Source organism: Sphingobium sp. AP50, from assembly GCF_900109095.1.
Taxonomy (GTDB): domain Bacteria; phylum Pseudomonadota; class Alphaproteobacteria; order Sphingomonadales; family Sphingomonadaceae; genus Sphingobium.
The window spans coordinates 69,489-87,121 of sequence record NZ_FNYZ01000021.1 but is presented as its reverse complement, the minus strand read 5'-3'; the positions used below and the strand labels follow the sequence as shown (position 1 = coordinate 87,121).

The following is a 17,633-nucleotide window of genomic DNA, read 5'->3' as shown; positions in this document are numbered from 1 at the left end:
ATAGAATTTCCCCATGATCCACCTCCAACAACGGTGAATCACATTTCCGACCTCATGGGAATCCCTCGATTCCTATTTCAAGCGCGATGCTCTAGTGGCAGATTTTTCATCACCGCCAGGATCAGCTCTGAGCCGGCGTGACGTTGGGCAGTGGAGTAATGCCATGCCACTCGCCCAGATAAACATGGGAGTGGCCTGCTCCTGAACCGTATAACCTTGAAGCTGCCGATATCCGGGATTTCAGGAACGCTGTGTCTGAAGCAAAATCAAGGCGATTGAAGCTCACACTGTCTGGTCCGACGGAGCCCTTATCCGCCAGATGGTCGCCCGGTAAGCGGCCGTTAGCTCCTCACATGCTCACGATCTTTAACTGGGTCGCATCAGCCACTTTCGCTCAGCCTTTTAAGCGTATCGTAGATGCCGATCGAATTGTCCGACCAGGTTGGTCTGAAGCGGCCTTAAGCGCCTACGACCGCCGCAGTACCCAAACTCCATCGTTCCTAAAATCACGTATGTGGGGAGAGGGGAGGGCGTTCCTGAAATCCCGGATACGACAGCGGGCCGCCTTATCGATCACGAGGAGCGTTCCTGAAGTCCCGTATACCGTTCCGCGCCATGGTGTGGGGATGAACGGCGCTAGGCCCAGCGAGGCCTGCCTCAAGGAGGTTGGAGCCGCGTAAATGAGGTAGCAGACGGCGTTATGCGGCCTCTGTTCCTGATATCCCGTGTAGCGAATCCACCATGTTGATTGGCTCATTCCTCAACGCGGGTCAGAATGCGGATAGCCGGCGCTGGTTTTAAAATGAAAAATGGCGAAAATATTAGTCAACATGCTGAAATTACTGCAATAAATTGGTGAGTAAAACATGTTTTACCGCTTATCGCGCGCTAACTGATCTCCAGCCCGAGACGGGATATCAGGAACGGCTATCGGGACTTCAGGAACCGAATCACGGGAGATCGGGAACGCTAGCTCCGGGACTTCAGGAACAGGTCGGCGGGATTTCAGGAACAGGCGATATCTCGCGACTCGCGCAGAGTCAGCGATTCGCACCGTCTCCCGAAACGGTCTAACTTCTTATAGATTCTATAAAGGTTCTAAGATGCGCCTGACGGCGCCTTTCTGAATCAAATTTTCCGAGAAGATTTGAAGAGAACCCAGCACCTTGTCTCAAACCGATCCCAGGAATGGGGAGAGGCCAATCCTCTCGACTGCCACCTTTTAACGACGAGCCTGAGGCCCATGCCGAAAGAGGGGCCCCTTCCATGTGACCTGCTCGCTCGGCACCAATCAGCCCGGCAGCATAGCTGATCCAACAGATGCCAAACATATTGGCAGCCAGCTGATAACCTCGTTAGTGCAACCCGTCGTCCCGCGCTCCTTTAGGGGAATGAGCGACACAGAATGTCTGCATACGCCAAACGGAAAGCGATAAGGACACCATCGTCAGAATGGAGCAAGCTTCAGGAGAAGCAGTCTACGCATATCACATCTAGATGTCCGGCTCTCATGACGGGCCTCGCGAAGGATCAAAAGATGATAGCGAAGTTCGCACTGCGCGCCGCAAGAGGATGTCAGCCCGCCAATTTCCGACGTGACGGCAAGCGCCGCAACAACTTCTGGAAATGAGAAATCCATCCGCGGGTCGATCCAACTGGGCGGAACCTAATACGGACCCTTTAGAAGCCATATGTTGATGGGGTACATCCGACCAAAAGCTCAGAAACTTCCTCAAGGGCAGAAAGCATGTAGCCAGGGTCGGGTAAGTCCGGCACCGACTTCCACTGTGATGGCCGCTTAGAGTCTGTTTGGAAATGCGCCTTTGGCGCATCCGCACCGGCCCGCACCCCCACCCGACCGCCCAGACATGGTACCCTGATGGGTGGTCGGGTGGGGGTGCGGGCCGGTGCCGCATCGAAAATGCGCGGAAGAGCGCATTTTCCAAACAGACTCTTAGATGAATGCACCACGCACTGGTATGGAGGACATAAGGGGTGAGGAAAGTTTCGCAGTTCAAACGAGTAGCCTCACGCGAGCCGAACGCGCCTCAAAGGCGCAGCCCCATTCCAGGGCAACAGTTCAGGCTGTAAGACGTGCCGGCATATGACAGCACGCGATGAGACGCTGCACCACCACGCTGTGGACGTCTACCCATCCAACCGGATAGGCGCATCGTTCTGCGCCACAGTCCTTATCAAGCAGCGCACCAAGGCTGGGTTTGCAACGCCCGGTTGCAAAGAACCAGCGGGGGTAGGGGAGGGGGAGCAACCGATATATATGCTCTGCAACCCTGAGCGCTCCAATCGACAGCCTATTCCTCTGAGTTCCAGACCCTCGGCACGCTATTATCCAAGAGATGTCAGTTGATTCCCCCGCAATGACCCACATCATCCTTGATGGATGATCGGCATGGAGGTGCTTCGCCTTGGCGTCACAGATGGACCTCTTGCCATCTTACACGCCGTGAGCGAGCCGCCGGCTGCGCATGCCTATTCACGACAAATTAGATATGACGAAGCCCGGGGGGCAATGCCCAGCGGCTCGGATATTATGGGTGCTCAAGAGCCGATCAGCAGATCCTCGCTTCATCTGCCAGGACGTCGCGCCAATTATGGGGAGGCAGGTTCGCGTTCTCGATCGACCCCACGCGGCGACTTCGCTTTAACATGAGCGGCGCGCGGTTTGCGAGCGCCCAGGCGCCAGGCAACTGCATCTTACGGGGTGAGTGATTACGCCACATTACCCAGCATGGTGCTGAGATCGGAAGGCTGAAGATATTCTGCTCTTTTCGGTAGGCCACGTCCGCGGGCAAGCATTGCTAAATAGCAGCCTGAGCTTATGGCGCATCATCCAGATGTTGCTCGAAAGCGCGGCCGATAAAAGTTGAATGCCAAAATAGCGATCGGCAGTGAGAAGGGCAGGGGGGACATCTGACGACTGGATCGCAGGTCGCACTATCCTCGTCAGTTGAGCTGCGTCTTGGTAAGCGCAGGCGAAAAAAAACGATGTGAGCGAAAACGACGTTCCTAAAAAGCCATCAGGATTTTGTTCGGCTGATTGGCCGGCGCGGCATTTTTCCGGCATCAATCTTCATGCGCCGAGCATTCGCTCGATCCCAAAGAAAAATAGGAGGGGTTTCAGGCGTAAAAAATGCAGCAGCGGGAAAATCATCCCCGGTAGACGTTTCAGCAGCCATGATCCGAGCCTGGTGCCGCTTCCTGCCCCAAAATAAGCGCCGTCAGGAGAACAAAAGAAGAAATGCCGCTAGGAGGCGCTCAGCAGGCCGTCAGGCGCCTTCGTCGACTGGATGACCCGCAGGTCATCTCGAGCGGCTTTTGCTCCTCAGCGAGGCTCTGGCGAGCCGTCATTTTCCGCCTCGTCGGACCAGAAATCGGGTTCGAAAATGTCGAAGCGCATTCGCTCCTGCACAGCGCCGGTCAAAAACGCCTCGCTCATTGGAACAGCGTAACTTCGGTAACTCGCCTGTCCGGTTCTTTCGATGAGGAGGCCTTCTTCCTGCGCCGTCAGCAGGAGCTTGATGGCGCCCGCTGAAGTCAGCTTCAATTGGCGCGCGACCAGAGCGCTGGTGACGGCAGGACGCGCCATTGCGAGGAGCAGCACTTCCCTCAGTCGGCCAACACGCCGACGACGAGAAAGCGCGTCGCGTGCGCGCTCGGCAAAAAGCCGCAGACGGTTTTCCAGTTCGAGATGCGCGCGAGCACCGGCAGTGATGGCGTCAAGCCAGAGGCGGTCGCCGGCTTCACCAGTAGCGATCTTCCAGGGACCTCCGCTGAGCTTCAGGCCAAGCGCGACAAGCCCGCCTTGTGTACCGTTGAAGCGCCCTGCGCTCCAGCGATCGCCGATCAGGAGGCTTGCGACGGTATCTCCACGCCCCAGCGGCGCGTGCCGACGCCAGAGGGAAGCCATGCGCCCGCCTGCCAGAAGAGGAGGAGAGGGGGGCAAGGCCCGGCATGCACGTGCCCAGGCCTCGACCGCCACAACCATGTCCCAGCGGTCGCGGACGCCGGACTGTTTTCCCAAAAGTTCGGCACTATCACTCGAACCGAACCAGTCGAGGAGAAGGCCGGGATCATTGAGGATCGTTTTGAGGCCGATCGGGGCGCCGATCGCCGCTTTCCAATGCGTGAGGTCATAGTCGCTCGTCTGAATCCGGCCGCGGCCGTCGACGGCAAGTGTATCTTCGGAAAGTTCGAAGTTGTCGATCCAGGCGAGCGCGCGCCGTTCGAGGAGGGCCATTCGACTTGTCCAGGGCCGGCGGACAGGGCTCGATCGCATTCGATCGTCAAGTCGCTCTAGGGCGCCTTGCGCATGAGCATATGGCAGCAAAATGCCATCCAGTAGCAGCCCATTCGGCTCACCCATGCTATTTTCCGGCTCTGGCATGTTGACGAGAAAAGGCCCGCGTTTGTGGGATATTGAATAGGATAATTAAACTAAAACGAGCTTTTGGAAAGCAAGAACTTATCCTCTAATAATTGGATAAGGGACAAGGGCCATTATCATTGATCCAAAATGTGATGTCTTATATGAGATGATCGGTGGATCTGGACGGGAAGCAGTGATGAAAAGCGGGAGTAAACGGCCCTTGCGTGGGCTGCGCGCCTTTCTGGCGCTGCCGGAGGACGAGACCCAGCAGGAAAAGGCCGAGCATGCCGAAGCCTTTGCTTCCGATGCCAATCTCCATTGTGAGGGCAGCCTCGATTGCGTTTCGTTCGAAGATTCTGATAACACGTTGGTTGGTTCCCACCCTGAGCACCTATCCGACGGGCTCGTGGAGACTAACGACGCTGGAGATGGGTATGCAGCCAGGCTCCTTGAGATCTCTCACCCCGTTGCGACGACATTTCCGATCGTAGCCCAGTCTGTGTTGCCGGGACCCGGCCAACGATGGGGCTATGGTGCGCGTAAACAAGAGATGGCAGCCCGTCGTGCCTCGCGCGATGCTGAGCGGGCTCGCGCGCCACTCGACCGGTTCGAGACGGTACTCGCATATTTGCCCACAACTGGCCGACCGGCTGTCGATTATGATCTTGTGGTGGCGACGCTCGAGGCAAGCGCCGCCAATACGGTTCGGGGCCTATTGGCCGACATGCGCGGCTTTGGAGAGGCATGCCGACAGCGAGGGGTTAGCGCACTGCCAGCGCAGCCGGCCTCGGTGATCGCCTTTTTGCGGGCGCGGGCAGACGGGCAAGGGGGCAAAGGGGCCAAGCCTTCGACCCTCTCGCGCATTCTCTGGGCGATCGGCACTTTTCACCGGCTGTTCGAGCTTGATGATCCGACCAAGGACGATCTGGTTCGACTTGAAATGAAGGCGTTGCGTCGGCGCCTCGGTGTGGCGCAGACACAGGCGCGGCCGCTCCGGTTCAAGGGTGCAGTGCGCGACCCGGTTAAGGAGACTGCACGTGGCGTGAGCCTTCAGGCACTGTTGAAGGCATGCGGTGACGACGAAAAAGGGGCGAGGGACTTTGCTCTGCTTTCGATCGCTTATGACACAGGTCTGCGGGCTTCGGAGCTCGTAGCCATTGAGGTCGAGCACATCCTGCCTTCCAGTGATCCGCATACAAGGTTGCTGGCTATACCGCGACATAAGGGAGACCAGGAAGGGGAGGGGGCAACTGCCTTTCTGTCAGAGCGGAGCGTGCTTGCATTGCAGGCCTGGCTTTCCGCGCTCGCGGGACTCGCAAGCGTTCCTGAAGTGACGACAGGTCCGATCTTCCGTCGGTTGTTCGTGAAACGTCGCAAGCCGCAGGAGCCGCGTGCGCTCCGGCGACTTGAGAGGCGGCAAGCTGCGGAACGGCACCTGGGACTCGATTTGGGATCAGATCGAGATCCCGAGCTATTCAGGACAGGTATCGACTCTATGACGGTCGTGACGGCAGGTGTACAGGCGCTGCGGCCTCAGGCGGTAACGCAGATATTCAAGGCGCGGTTGAGCGACGCCTGGGAGCAGGGGCTGCTGGCTGATCTCTCGCTTGATGAATATGTCAGTTGGTACAAGGGGATCAGCGCGCACTCGACCCGTGTAGGGATAACTAACGACCTTTTCGCTAGCGGCGAGGATCTTGCAGGTATTATGGACGCGCTACGTTGGCGTTCGCCGAAGATGGCTCTTGCATATAACCGCAATCTGGCCGCTGAACATGGCGCTGCGGGACGATTGCTCAGCGCGATGAAATAACAGGATACCGACTCGTCAGCATTTTCGTGTCGAAATGCCGTCTCGCAGGTCAACTGCGCCGAAAAAGTCGAAAGGGTGTCAATGGCATTGATCCAACCACCGGCTCGCTCCCATGTTCCGGCTGGCCGCTGTCAAGGTGGCGTAGCGATCACCAGCCTGACATAACGCCCCCCATATGTTCACCGGCCGGCGGGTACCCGTTGCGCAGGAAAAACGCGTTAAGGGCATATTGTGGCAAACGACCCCAAAGGCCGTCAACCGGACCGGTATAATATCCCATTTTACCGAGCATGGGTTGAATCTGCAGATTGCGCTGCACGGGCTGCATCGCGCGATACTGTGCGGTCAGTTCGCGCAGACGCTCGGACAAATTAGCGCTACATTTCGCGAGGTCGACGCCGGTCATTCTGGCGACTATCGCGAGCGTCACGAACTGGACTATTGCTCTTTGTGCGCCGTGGACCCCTTCTACGGTCTGAATCTTGTCGACGCTGCGCCATTTCCATCTTTGTTGGCTATGTAGATATCTACCTCTCGGCTCACATTCTCCAGCATGACCACCACTGAAAAGCTGCCGCGTCAGCTTGCGTCACCGTTCTTTCGATAGAAGAAGTCCCCCCATCACATCATAGCTCTTGTCGCCATTCAACTGGATCTCCATTCCGCCAATCTTCGCCCTGAAGATGCCAGCGCGTGATTTTGCGACCTAGTCAAAGACGGTCCAAGCGCCCGACATTAACAGTATGTCCTCTGCAGCGCCGGAAGGCCGCAAGCCGCTGTCAGTTATGACGAGGGGCCTCACCTTACTTCCTGAGGGAAGGAGCGTTGCCAGCATCCAATCACCACCACCGTTCGACAGGCGCAGATTTGCAAGGTCGTCAACCCAGGGCTTGCCTTGGCTCTTCGGAAAATGCGGCTACAGCCGCGCCATCTGCTCGCTCGTCAGCCAGTACAGGTCACTCAAATCCTGTCTCCTCGCGGAGACTGAATCATATCCAAACGTTCACATCAATGGGGTCTGACCCTACATCCGGGTCGCACCGCTATGATCTGTCGAAGGTAGCTTCCGCCGCGGATATGATCGTGCAGAGTTGCGATAACATCCTGATCTCCAATGCGTGATCTGCATCGTCATGCGCCGCGCACGTATCTTCGATCAGGGTGACGGCAAGCCCTCTGTCATGGCCCTCCCGAACGGCGCTGCTCACGGCAAGCGTGGTGGATATTCCTGATACATAAAGCTGCGTCACGCCCAGCCGTGCGATTTGTGCATCCAGGCTGGTGCCAATGAATGGGCTCACGCCATGTTTGACGATGTCGATATCAGCAGGGCAGGGCGCAAGCGCAGGATGTACGGCGGCGCCCGATGATCCCAGTTGCAACAATCCGCTGCCCTTGAAACTGGAGAACAGCGGAGAAGCCGCAGGCGCTTCAGCGAAATCGCCGCTAAACGCGACGCGCACATGAGCGACCGGCACCCCGGCCGCTCGCGCTTTCATCAGAACATGCGCGGAATTTTCCAGGATATGGCGGCGGGCGACCTGATCCTTCATCGGCTCATGGGCGAGCAGATCGTTGATAAGGTCGATAATAAGATAGAGGCTGGACATGGCGAATCCGACTTTCAGTCCGTTGCTCAATGCTTTTTGACGATATCTTCGAACAGGATCATGCCGAGGAGTGGGTCTTCCTTGCGTACCTTCCCGCCCATCGGATCGATCCGCACATCGATCAGGCCAGGGCCGTGGCTATCCCGCGCAGCAATGATGGCCGCATACAGACTGTCCCGATCATCCGCCATCCAAGCAGAACAGTCGAAGGCGCGAGCAATCCCGGCATAGTCGGACAGGCCCAGGTTGGTATTGACTGTGCGGCCATAGGCTATGGCCTGCCCATGATATTCCGTGCCCCATTTGCCATCATTGCTGACGAGCACGATCAGGGGGAGGGCGGCTCGGCGCATCGTGTCCAGTTCGGCCAGAAAGAAACCGATCGATCCGTCACCGGTGACGAGGAGGGTCGGCGCAGCTATATCTCCGCATGCCTCCGCCCGTTCGGCTTCGGCCGCAGCCATGCCGATGGCGATTGGAAAGCCCGATCCCATCGCCCCCAATGGTAGGTGATCGGCATAGCTGCGCGGCCCGTGCAGTCGCATGCGCGCGAAGGTGAAGTTCAATATGTCCGCGCCGTCGCCTACCAGAATGCGATCTGGCGGAAACAGCGCGTCCAATGCTGCGCCGATTTCGATCTGATGCACGGGGGAACCATCTTCCACGCAGAAGCCGTCGATCCTTGCCTTGCGTTCGGACAAGGCATCTTCGATCCACTGCGCGTCGCGTGTGAAGTCCTGCTGTTCCAATGCGTCGGCAATCAGGGTCAGGCTATCGCCCATATGGGCGACAATGGGCAGGTCCACCGCCACATTGCGTCCGATCGCGGCGGGATTGTCGTCAATGTGGATGAAGCGCGCCGTTTCGCCGAACCGAGGCGGCTTGCCATAGCCAAACCACATCGACATTTTCGCGCCGACCACGATCACCAGATCGGCGAGCGGCGCGGCCTTCTGCGCATAGGGCCAGGGGTAGCCTAGCGGAGCCACCTCCGGCACGATGCCCCGGCCCAGACTATTCCCCAGCACCGGAATGCCCATTGCAGCGAGCCGATTAAGCCCGGTTTCGCACCCGCCGCGCGCTGCGCCGACGTCCGTAACGATGATCGGCCTTTGCGCGTTGCCGATCAGCTCTGCGACCTCCGCAACCTGTGCATTACGGGCGGGCGGGAGGGGCAATGGAGGCTGTGCTGGCATGAGGGCATCCGGCACAGCCTGCGTCATCATGTCCATCGGCAGCACCAGCAGCGCCGGGCCGGGCACGCCCTCCGTCGCGGCCTTGCACGCGGCGGCGAAATATTCGCCCAGCCGATCGGGGGAGGGCACGGTACGGCTGAACTTGATGAAAGGCGCCGTCAGTTCATGCCGGTCGACGCTATAGGCGACCGCCGGTTCGATCCAGCTGTCGGGAAAGCGCGTCGCCAGGATCACGACGGGACTTTCCGACTGGGCCGCGGTCATGATGGCGGTCAGCGCATTTTGCATCCCCTGTTCGGCGATGATGCAGGCAAAGCCGATGCGTCCGGTTCGCCGGGCATAGCCGTCCGCCGCGCCGACCGTGCCGCTTTCATGCCGACCGCCGATGATACGGCCGCCCAGATCCTCGAACGCCATGAGCATGGGCGCGTGGGTGGCGCCTGCCAGCGCGAACAGGGTTCGTGCGCCGCTGGCATGGATTGCCTTCGCCAGCAGCGCTGCGCCGCTTATCTCCTGTCCGGTCGCGGTCATGGCTTTCTTGTCCCTTTATCGTGCGCCAACCCAGGCGCGTTCGTTGTGCAGGCGTGTCTCATAGTCGGCGATGTGCGCTTCGCGACGTTCGATCAGGCCGATTTCGTCCAGCCCCTCCAGCAGGCAATCGCGGCGGAACGGGTCCATGCTGAAGGGGAACCGATCGCCGGCGTCGGAGGTCACGACATTGCCCGTCAGATCGACCGTCACCGATCGGGCCTGCGCTACAGCCATCAGCCGATCGATCGCCGCCTGTGGCAGGACGATGAGTGCAAGGCCGTTCTTCGCACTGTTGCCGGAGAAGATGTCGGCGAAGCTGGGGGCAATCACGGCGCGGATGCCCATGTCGAGTAAGGCCCAGGGGGCATGTTCGCGACTGGAGCCGCAGCCGAAATTCTCGCCCGCGATCAGGATCGGTGCATCGCGGTAGCGCGGCTGGTCGAAAATATTGGCTGGGTCCTGACGCAACTGCTCGAACGCCCCCTGCCCAAGGCCAGAGCGGGTGATGACCTTCAGCCAGCGCGACGGAATGATGATGTCGGTATCGACATTCTTCGCGCCAAAGGGGATGGCGATGCCGGTTACAGAGCGAAAGGCGCGCATCAGGCGATCTCCATCCTGCGAATGTCGGTCAGATGGCCGGTCACGGCAGCCGCAGCGGCCATGGGTGGCGAAACCAGATGCGTGCGTGCGCCCGGCCCCTGCCGCCCCACGAAATTGCGGTTGCTGGTGGAGGCGCAGCGCTCGCCCGCTGGCACCTTGTCCGGGTTCATGCCAAGGCACATGGAGCAGCCCGGCTCGCGCCATTCAAAGCCCGCGTCGATGAAGATGCGGTCCAGCCCTTCGGCTTCGGCCTGACGCTTGACCAGTCCCGATCCCGGCACCACCATCGCCCGGCGGATACGCGCCGCGACCTTGCGGCCGCGCAGCACGGCTGCGGCGTCGCGCAGATCTTCGATCCGGCTGTTGGTGCAACTACCGATGAAGACTTGATCGATGGCGATCTCCTGCATCGGCGTGCCGGGTTGCAGCGCCATATAGTCGAGCGCCTTGCGCATCGCAGCGGCTTTGGCTGGATCGGTGTCGATGGCGGGCACGGCGCCGTCGATGGGCGCACTGTCTTCGGGACTGGTGCCCCATGTCACAGTTGGCGCGATATCGGCCGCGTCGATCTCCACCAGCCTGTCGAAAAGGGCGTCGGCATCGCTCCTCAACGTCCGCCACCATGCCATGGCGTCATCCCATGCAGCGCCTTGCGGTGCACGGGGACGGCCCTGCACATAGGCGAATGTCTTGTCGTCTGGCGCCACCAGTCCGGCGCGGGCGCCGGCTTCGATCGCCATGTTGCACAGCGTCATGCGGGCCTCGATCGACATGGCGTCAATCGTTGATCCCATGAATTCGATTACATGGCCGGTGCCGCCAGCGGTTCCGATCCGGCCGATCAGGTGGAGCGCCACATCCTTCGACGTGACGCCCAGCGCCAGCGCGCCGTTCACCCGCACCGCCATGTTGCGCGATTTACGCAGCAGCAGCGCCTGGGTCGCGAAGACCGTTTCGATCTCCGACGTGCCGATGCCGAAAGCCAGAGCGCCCAGCGCACCATGGGTTGACGTATGGCTGTCGCCGCAGACCAGCGTTACGCCCGGCAGGGTGAAGCCCTGCTCGGGGCCGACGACATGGACGATCCCCTGTTCGGGTGCGGTCATCTGATAATATTCGATGCCGAAATCGCGGCAGTTTTCCGCCAGCACCTGCAATTGCAACGCTGATTGCGGATCAGAGATCGGCGCATCGCGATCACTGGTGGGGACATTATGGTCGGGCATGGCCAACGTCAGGTCCGGGCGGCGCAGCCTGCGACCAGCGGCGCGCAATCCCTCAAAGGCTTGCGGCGTGGACACTTCATGGATCAGGTGGCGGTCGATGCCGATCAGGCAGGTGCCGTCATCCTGAACGGAGATGACATGATCGTCCCAGATCTTGTCGTAAAGCGTGCGTGCGGACATTGCGGGTCTTTCGGAAAAATGAGGGTCAGATCACGCCAGCGGCGGATAATCGGTCGATTTCGGCCTGATCCAGACCCAGCAGCGCGCCATAGATTTCGGCATTGTGCTGGCCGATTTCAGTCGGGGCGAGGCTGCGGATGCTGCCGGGCGTGTCGGACAATTTGGGGAAGCTGTTCTGCATCCTGAACTTGCCCCAGCGCGGACTATCCATTTCCACCAGCGCCTCGCGCGCGGCGAAATGCGGGTCTTCCAGCATGTCGGCGGCGCGATAGATTTTGCCGGCGGGAATGCTGTGTTCGATCATCAGCGTTTCCAGTTCGTCGACGGTCAGCGTGCGGGTCCAGTCGGCGATCAGGTCGTCCAGTTCGGTCTGATGCCTGCCGCGCGCGACATGCGTGGCGTAACGTTCGTCGCCGGCCAGTTCGGGGCGGCCCATCGCCTTGCACAGCCGACCGAAGATCGCATCCTGATTGGCGCCGATCAGATATTCGCCATCGCTGGTGGGGTAGACGTTGGACGGCGCGATCCCTTCCAGGATGGAGCCGGATCGGGTGCGGACATGGCCCTGCACCGCATATTCGGGAACCAGGCTTTCCATCACCTGCAATACGGCTTCATAGAGCGCGCTGTCGACCACCTGACCCCGGCCTGTGCGTTCGCGGGCATGGAGCGCGGCCAGCGCGCCCATGCAGCCATAGGTCGCGGCCAGACTGTCGCCAATCGACACGCCCATCCGGCTGGGCGCCCGGTCGGGATCGCCCACGATATAGCGCCATCCGCCCATCGCCTCGCCAATGCCGCCAAAGCCGGCGCGTGACGAATAGGGACCGGTCTGGCCATAGCCCGACACCCGCACGATGATTAGACGCGGATTGATCGCGTGCAGATCGTCCGGGCCAAGGCCCCATTTCTCCATCGTGCCGGGCTTGAAATTCTCGATCAATATGTCGGCCGTCGCCGCCAATTTGCGGACGATGTCCTGACCTTCCGGCACGCGCAGATTGGCAGATACCGATTTCTTGTTGCGGGCGACGACCTCCCACCACAGCTTGGCGTCGCCATGGCCCCAGTTGCGCATCGGGTCGCCCTGTCTGGGTGGTTCGACCTTGATGACATCCGCACCCATGTCGCCCAGCAATTGTCCGCAAAAGGGGCCGGCGATCAACTGGCCCAGTTCGATCACGCGGATGCCCGCAAGCGCGCCGGTGTTTTCCAAGTCCATCTCCTGTCAATCCCTCTGTTGAGCGGCGGGGAAGGGGCCGGCCCGGCTGACCATCGATGGTAGGGGCTTGCCCATGACATCGGTGAACCAGCAGTTCGCCGCGATCAGTGCATCGAGTTGGACGCCGGTCGCCACGCCCGAACGCTCCAGCAGATATTGCACATCTTCGGTCGGCACATTGCCGGCGGCGCCCGGCGCGAACGGGCAACCGCCCAGACCGCCCAGCGAGGCATCGATCGTCGTGGCGCCTGCCTCTACCGCGGCCCAGACATTGGCGAGGCCGGTGTTGCGCGTATTGTGGAAATGGCAGCGGATCGGCATGCCCGGAACCGCGTCCCGCACCCGCCTGACCAGCGCGGTCACTTCGGCCGGGACGGCGACCCCGATCGTGTCGGCTAGTGCGATTTCGCAGGGGCCAGCCTTGGCAAGTTCTATCGCCATCGCGACGACCCGGTCGGGCGAAACATGGCCTTCGAACGGACAGCCGAAGGCCGCTCCGATCGTGACCTGCGCGCTGCGTCCTGCCTCCTGCGCAAGGGCAAGGATATGCTGTGCGACCTGCATGGACTCGGCGCTGGTTTGGCCCTGATTGCGCATCGCGAAACTGTCGGTCGTGATGCAGACGGCCCCCAGTTGGCCGACCTTGGTGGCCAGCGCGCGCTCGGCACCGCGAACGTTCATCACCAGCCCGATGGTGATCACGTCGCTCCAGTCGGGCAGGGCCGTGATCACGGCTTCGGCATCGGCCATTTGCGGCACGCGGCGCGGATTGGCGAAGCTAGCCACTTCGATCCGGCGGATGCCGGCGGCGACGGCGCGTTCGATCAGCACGATCTTGTCGGCGGTCGACACGATCAGGCTTTCATTCTGAAGCCCGTCGCGCGGGCCGACCTCGACCAGTTCGATGCTTTTCACGCCGCCTCTCCCGTCAATATTCGGCCATCAGCCGTCCATAGCCATGCACCTTGTCATGGATGCCATTGACCCGCAGCGCATGCCAGTAGGTTGCGGTGTTGATCGCGATCACCGGCTTGCCCAGCCACAATTCAGCGGCGGCCGCCAGCCGGATCGCCGACAGGTTGGTGCCGACCTGAATGATCGCGTCGACATCATCGCCGTCCAATTGCTTCATCGCGTCGCGGATGCGTTCCGGCGTCTGTTCGGCGATGGCAATCCAGGACGGGCATTGCAGCGGAATGTCGCGCACCGTTTCATAGCCATAGTCGGACAGGAAGTTGCGCACTTCGGCATTGGCGGTCGGGAAATAGGGGGAGAGGAAGGCGATTTTCTTCACCCCGCCATAGGCGGCCAGCGCGGCCGCCGTGGCTTCTGACCCGGTCGAGACTTTGAGGCCCGACACCTCTTCCACATTCTCGCGCCATTTGCGGCCGCCTTCGGCCCCGCCGAAGAAGGTGACCGCGGACATGCCCATGACCAGATAATCGGGCTGACAGGTCAGCACGCCGCGCACGGCGTCGATCGTGTTATGGCTGATTTCCCACGCGCCGGCCATGAAGGTCTCGTTCGACACCGCTTTGGCATTGTCGACGACGATGCGGCTATAATGATTGGTAACGCCATGGGGGCGCAGATCGTCGAAATCGGGCTGGACGATGGTGTTGGTCGACGGACCAAGCACGCCGAACTTCATGCGCGGGCCAAGCGCATCGGCGCTGCGACGGACAGGCGCTTCACGGACAGGGGTTTCGATGGTCATGCGATGCTCTCCGCTTCTTCGAGACTCTTGAACATGGCCTGCTTGAGCAGATGATCGCGGCGCAGGTCCGGGTCGGCGTGGATCTGCGCCATGCGCTCGCGCCGCAACCGGCTGGCTTCGCCCGCGCCCTGCTCCATGAAAGCCATATTCTCGATCGTCTGGGCCTGAATGAAGTTGCGGGTCACGGTGCGCCGCTGCCGGTCGAAACGGTCGAGCAGCGCCTTGTCCCCGTCCTGCCGCAAGATAGCATAGACCTTTTCGGTCAGGTTCCAGGCGTCATGAATGCCGCTGTTCATGCCGAAGCCGCCCAGCGGATTGTTGAGGTGGGCGGCGTCGCCGATCAGCAGCATCCGTCCCTTCACGAAGCGCTCGGCCACCCGCTGGTGCACGCGATAGATGGTGCGATGTTCGGTGACGACGGGGACGTCGCCGACGATCCGGCTGAAAACCTTCGCCGCGTTGGCGTCGGAAATCAGTTCCTCGTTCGTCAGGGCGCCATCAGCCGGAACCAGTACGCGCCATAGCGTCGGCACGCGCAACAGCACCAGCCATTCGTCGGGATCGGAGATATAGTTCACATAGGACAGATTGGGGACATGGTCCTCGATCGGCAGCGCAGTCGACAGGCTGACGAACTTTTCCTCATAGGTGAAGCCTTCGAATGCGACGCCCATCTTCTCGCGCACGACCGATCGCGATCCATCGGCACCTATCAGGAATTTGGTGAAGACTTCCGTCAGGATGCCATTGTCCTCGATCGTCGCGATCACGCCGTCGGCGGTTTCACGGGCATCCACCAGGCGCGCGTTGAACCGCATGTCGATCTTGGGATCATCGATCATTCGCTGCGCCAGCAGATTCGCCATGTGAAATTGTTCGCATTGCAGGCGGAAGGGGAAGCGCGCCCGGTCTGCAATTTCAGCAAGGTCGAAATCGATCACGGCGCCGCTCTGGCGGTCGCGCATATGATAGACGGGTGCTTTCAGGCCCCGATCGATCAGGGGCGCCACTGCGTCGATTTCGTCCAGCATCTCCAGCGTCGAGGCATGGAAGGTGGAGGCGCGCAGATCATGCGCGCAGGAGGATTGCGCTTCGCACAGCATGACATCGATGTTCATCGCCGCGAGCCGCGACGCCGCGATCGTGCCCACGGGTCCGGCGCCCACGACGAGGGCCTCTACTTTGCGCATTGCTTCCTCATTGTTCGGAGAACTGACCCATCCGCATTGCATCAGGGCGGGCAGGGGGCGAACCGCGCTGCCGCCAAATCATCGCCAGGCGAACGAACAGGGCCGCCGACTGCTTGACAGGAGGAAGCGTTGGACGAAATCTTCGCTGCATGAATAGCGATACCATGCCCGTGAAAGAAAAGGATCACTCGATCAGGGCGATCGCCCGCTGCATCGCGGTCTTGCAGGCGATCAATCGCGGCAGCGGCCTGACCCTGACCGAGATTGCCCATAGCGCGGCGATCCCGCACCCCACCGCCACCCGCATCATCAAGACGCTAATCGATGAAGGGCTGATCGAACAGGAACCGGCTCGCAAACGCTATCGCCCTACCGCTCTGGTCCAGACGCTGTCCTGCGGTTTCCAGAATCATGACCGGCTGGTCGTAACGGCCCGACCGCATATCATGCGCCTGACCCAGCAGTTCGACTGGCCGATCAGCCTGGCGACACGCGTCGGGCAGGCCATGGTCGTGCGCGATTCGACCAGCACCATCACATCGCTGACCTTCAACAACTATTACCCCGGCTGGCAGGTGCCCTTGCTGCCATCGGCATCGGGGCGCGCCTATTTCGCCTATGCGCCGGCCGATGAGCAGGCCGAATTGCTGAAACAATATCGCACCAGCGGGCAGGGGATCGATTCGCTGACCCTGCGCGATTTCGAAAGCGGGGACGCAGTGCGCAAGATCCGGGAACAGGGCTATGCGGCGGTCGCGCGCAACCATTATTCCGCCAATCCGGGCAAGACGTCGTCCATCGCCGTCCCCCTGTTCGAAGGGGACAGGCTGGTCGGATCGCTGGCGCTGATCTTCTTCGCCAGCGCCATGTCGATGACCGATGCGATCCAGCGCCTGCTACCGCCGTTGCGGGACACGGCGGCCGCCATCAGCCGCGACCTGATCCAGATGGCGGCGTGACCGCCTGATTTCTTCGCCAGGCGAACGGGCGATGCGTCCCCATTGTGACCCTGGCCCGCGTCATTAGTCCTGCCTCTCATCGACTTGCGGCCCCGGCGGCCGCGCGGCTGGCGGAGCAGATATGGCCAATCCCATTCTTCGTGAAAAATTGCAGGCGGGCGAGTTCATCGTCGCGCCGGGCATTCAGGATATGATCACGGCGGTCATCGCCAATGAAGTCGGCTTCGACGCCGTTTATGGCACGGGCTACTGGCTGACCGCGTCCGCCTATGGCCTGCCGGATGCCGGCATCGCGTCGGTCACGCAGATGACCGATCGCATGGCGACGCTGGTGCGATCGTCCACCGCGCCAGTGATCGCCGACGCCGATACCGGCTATGGCGGGCTGCTCAACGTCCATCATACCGTGCGCGCCTATGAAGAGGCGGGCGTGACCGCGATCCAGATCGAGGATCAGCAATTCCCCAAGAAATGCGGCCATACGCCCTTCAAGCGGATCGTGCCGCTGGAAGAGATGGTGGCGAAGATCAAGGTGGCGCAGGACGCGCGGCAGGACGAGAATTTCCTGATCATCGCCCGCACCGACGCGCGGCAGAGCGAAGGGCTGTCGGGCGTGATGCGCCGGATGGAAGCCTATGCGCAGGCCGGGGCGGACATATTGTTCCCCGAAGCGCTGGCGAGCGAGGAAGAGATGCGCATCCAGTGCGCGGCGATCGACCGGCCCTTCGTCGCGAACATGGCGACGGGCGGCGTCACCCCGATCCTGCCGGTCGACACGCTCAAGCAGATCGGCTTTTCGATGGCGATTTTCCCTGCGCTCGCCAGCCTTGCGTCGGCGGCTGCGGTCCATGCGGCGCTGAGCCAATTGCGGCAGGCCGGGGATGGATCGGGCGGCGACATGCCGGTCTATGACTTCAAGCGTTTCTGTTCGCTGATCGGCTTCGAGGATGTCTGGGCCTTCGAACGCAAATGGGCCGACGCCGAAACCAACTGACCCTT

Annotated in this window: 14 protein-coding genes; 3 read left to right on the top strand and 11 right to left on the bottom strand. The window is 60.9% G+C overall.

Annotated features, from left to right (window positions below; genetic code table 11):
• Window positions 1-3,038: 3,038 nt before the first annotated feature.
• Both BMY84_RS29960 and BMY84_RS24160 read right to left on the bottom strand, forming a co-directional pair.
• Window positions 3,039-3,197, bottom strand: a complete 159-nt coding sequence (locus BMY84_RS29960) for a hypothetical protein (RefSeq protein ID WP_177204171.1) — start codon at window positions 3,195-3,197, stop codon at window positions 3,039-3,041.
• A 146-nt stretch (window positions 3,198-3,343) separates the two neighbouring features.
• Complete coding sequence (locus BMY84_RS24160; protein ID WP_256215413.1) at window positions 3,344-4,258, bottom strand: hypothetical protein; 915 nt, start codon at window positions 4,256-4,258, stop codon at window positions 3,344-3,346.
• A gap of 349 nt (window positions 4,259-4,607) precedes the next feature.
• Between BMY84_RS24160 and BMY84_RS24155 the strand changes: the two genes are divergently transcribed.
• Complete coding sequence (locus tag BMY84_RS24155) at window positions 4,608-6,200, top strand: tyrosine-type recombinase/integrase (RefSeq protein ID WP_256215412.1); 1,593 nt, start codon at window positions 4,608-4,610, stop codon at window positions 6,198-6,200.
• Window positions 6,201-6,348: 148 nt separating this feature from the next.
• Here the strand turns inward: BMY84_RS24155 and BMY84_RS29430 are convergent, their stop codons facing one another.
• The 9 genes from BMY84_RS29430 to BMY84_RS24110 all read right to left on the bottom strand — a co-directional run bounded on the left by BMY84_RS29430 (window position 6,349) and on the right by BMY84_RS24110 (window position 15,675).
• On the bottom strand, window positions 6,349-6,606 hold the full coding sequence (locus BMY84_RS29430) for a hypothetical protein (RefSeq protein WP_143075148.1): 258 nt from the start codon (window positions 6,604-6,606) through the stop codon (window positions 6,349-6,351).
• A 637-nt stretch (window positions 6,607-7,243) separates the two neighbouring features.
• Entirely contained in the window at window positions 7,244-7,810 is a 567-nt protein-coding gene (locus tag BMY84_RS24145) for a cysteine hydrolase family protein (protein ID WP_143075147.1), read from the bottom strand.
• Window positions 7,811-7,836: 26 nt separating this feature from the next.
• On the bottom strand, window positions 7,837-9,537 hold the full coding sequence (locus tag BMY84_RS24140; RefSeq protein WP_093087252.1) for a thiamine pyrophosphate-binding protein: 1,701 nt from the start codon (window positions 9,535-9,537) through the stop codon (window positions 7,837-7,839).
• Window positions 9,538-9,552: 15 nt separating this feature from the next.
• The gene (gene leuD / locus BMY84_RS24135; RefSeq protein WP_093087250.1) at window positions 9,553-10,140 is read right to left on the bottom strand and encodes a 3-isopropylmalate dehydratase small subunit; all 588 of its coding nucleotides are present in this window, start codon (window positions 10,138-10,140) and stop codon (window positions 9,553-9,555) included.
• A complete protein-coding gene (leuC, locus tag BMY84_RS24130; protein ID WP_093087248.1) occupies window positions 10,140-11,546 on the bottom strand; it encodes a 3-isopropylmalate dehydratase large subunit in 1,407 nt (468 codons plus the stop codon). Before leuC ends, leuD begins: the two co-directional genes overlap by 1 nt.
• 25 nt (window positions 11,547-11,571) lie before the next feature.
• A complete protein-coding gene (locus BMY84_RS24125; protein WP_093087246.1) occupies window positions 11,572-12,768 on the bottom strand; it encodes a CaiB/BaiF CoA transferase family protein in 1,197 nt (398 codons plus the stop codon).
• Window positions 12,769-12,774: 6 nt separating this feature from the next.
• A complete protein-coding gene (locus BMY84_RS24120; RefSeq protein WP_093087243.1) occupies window positions 12,775-13,683 on the bottom strand; it encodes a hydroxymethylglutaryl-CoA lyase in 909 nt (302 codons plus the stop codon).
• Between the two features lie 13 nt (window positions 13,684-13,696).
• The gene (locus tag BMY84_RS24115; RefSeq protein WP_256215411.1) at window positions 13,697-14,485 is read right to left on the bottom strand and encodes a maleate cis-trans isomerase family protein; all 789 of its coding nucleotides are present in this window, start codon (window positions 14,483-14,485) and stop codon (window positions 13,697-13,699) included.
• On the bottom strand, window positions 14,482-15,675 hold the full coding sequence (locus BMY84_RS24110; protein WP_256215410.1) for an FAD-dependent oxidoreductase: 1,194 nt from the start codon (window positions 15,673-15,675) through the stop codon (window positions 14,482-14,484). The genes BMY84_RS24115 and BMY84_RS24110 overlap by 4 nt, the downstream gene beginning before the upstream one ends.
• Before the next feature lie 164 nt (window positions 15,676-15,839).
• On the opposite strand from BMY84_RS24110, the gene BMY84_RS24105 reads away from it, so the two are divergent.
• Together BMY84_RS24105 and BMY84_RS24100 are read left to right on the top strand one after the other, a co-directional pair.
• Window positions 15,840-16,634: an IclR family transcriptional regulator domain-containing protein gene (locus tag BMY84_RS24105; protein WP_093087272.1), complete on the top strand. Its 795-nt coding sequence runs from the start codon at window positions 15,840-15,842 to the stop codon at window positions 16,632-16,634.
• Window positions 16,635-16,755: 121 nt separating this feature from the next.
• Complete coding sequence (locus BMY84_RS24100) at window positions 16,756-17,628, top strand: isocitrate lyase/PEP mutase family protein (protein WP_093087239.1); 873 nt, start codon at window positions 16,756-16,758, stop codon at window positions 17,626-17,628.
• The last annotated feature ends 5 nt before the right edge of the window (window positions 17,629-17,633 follow it).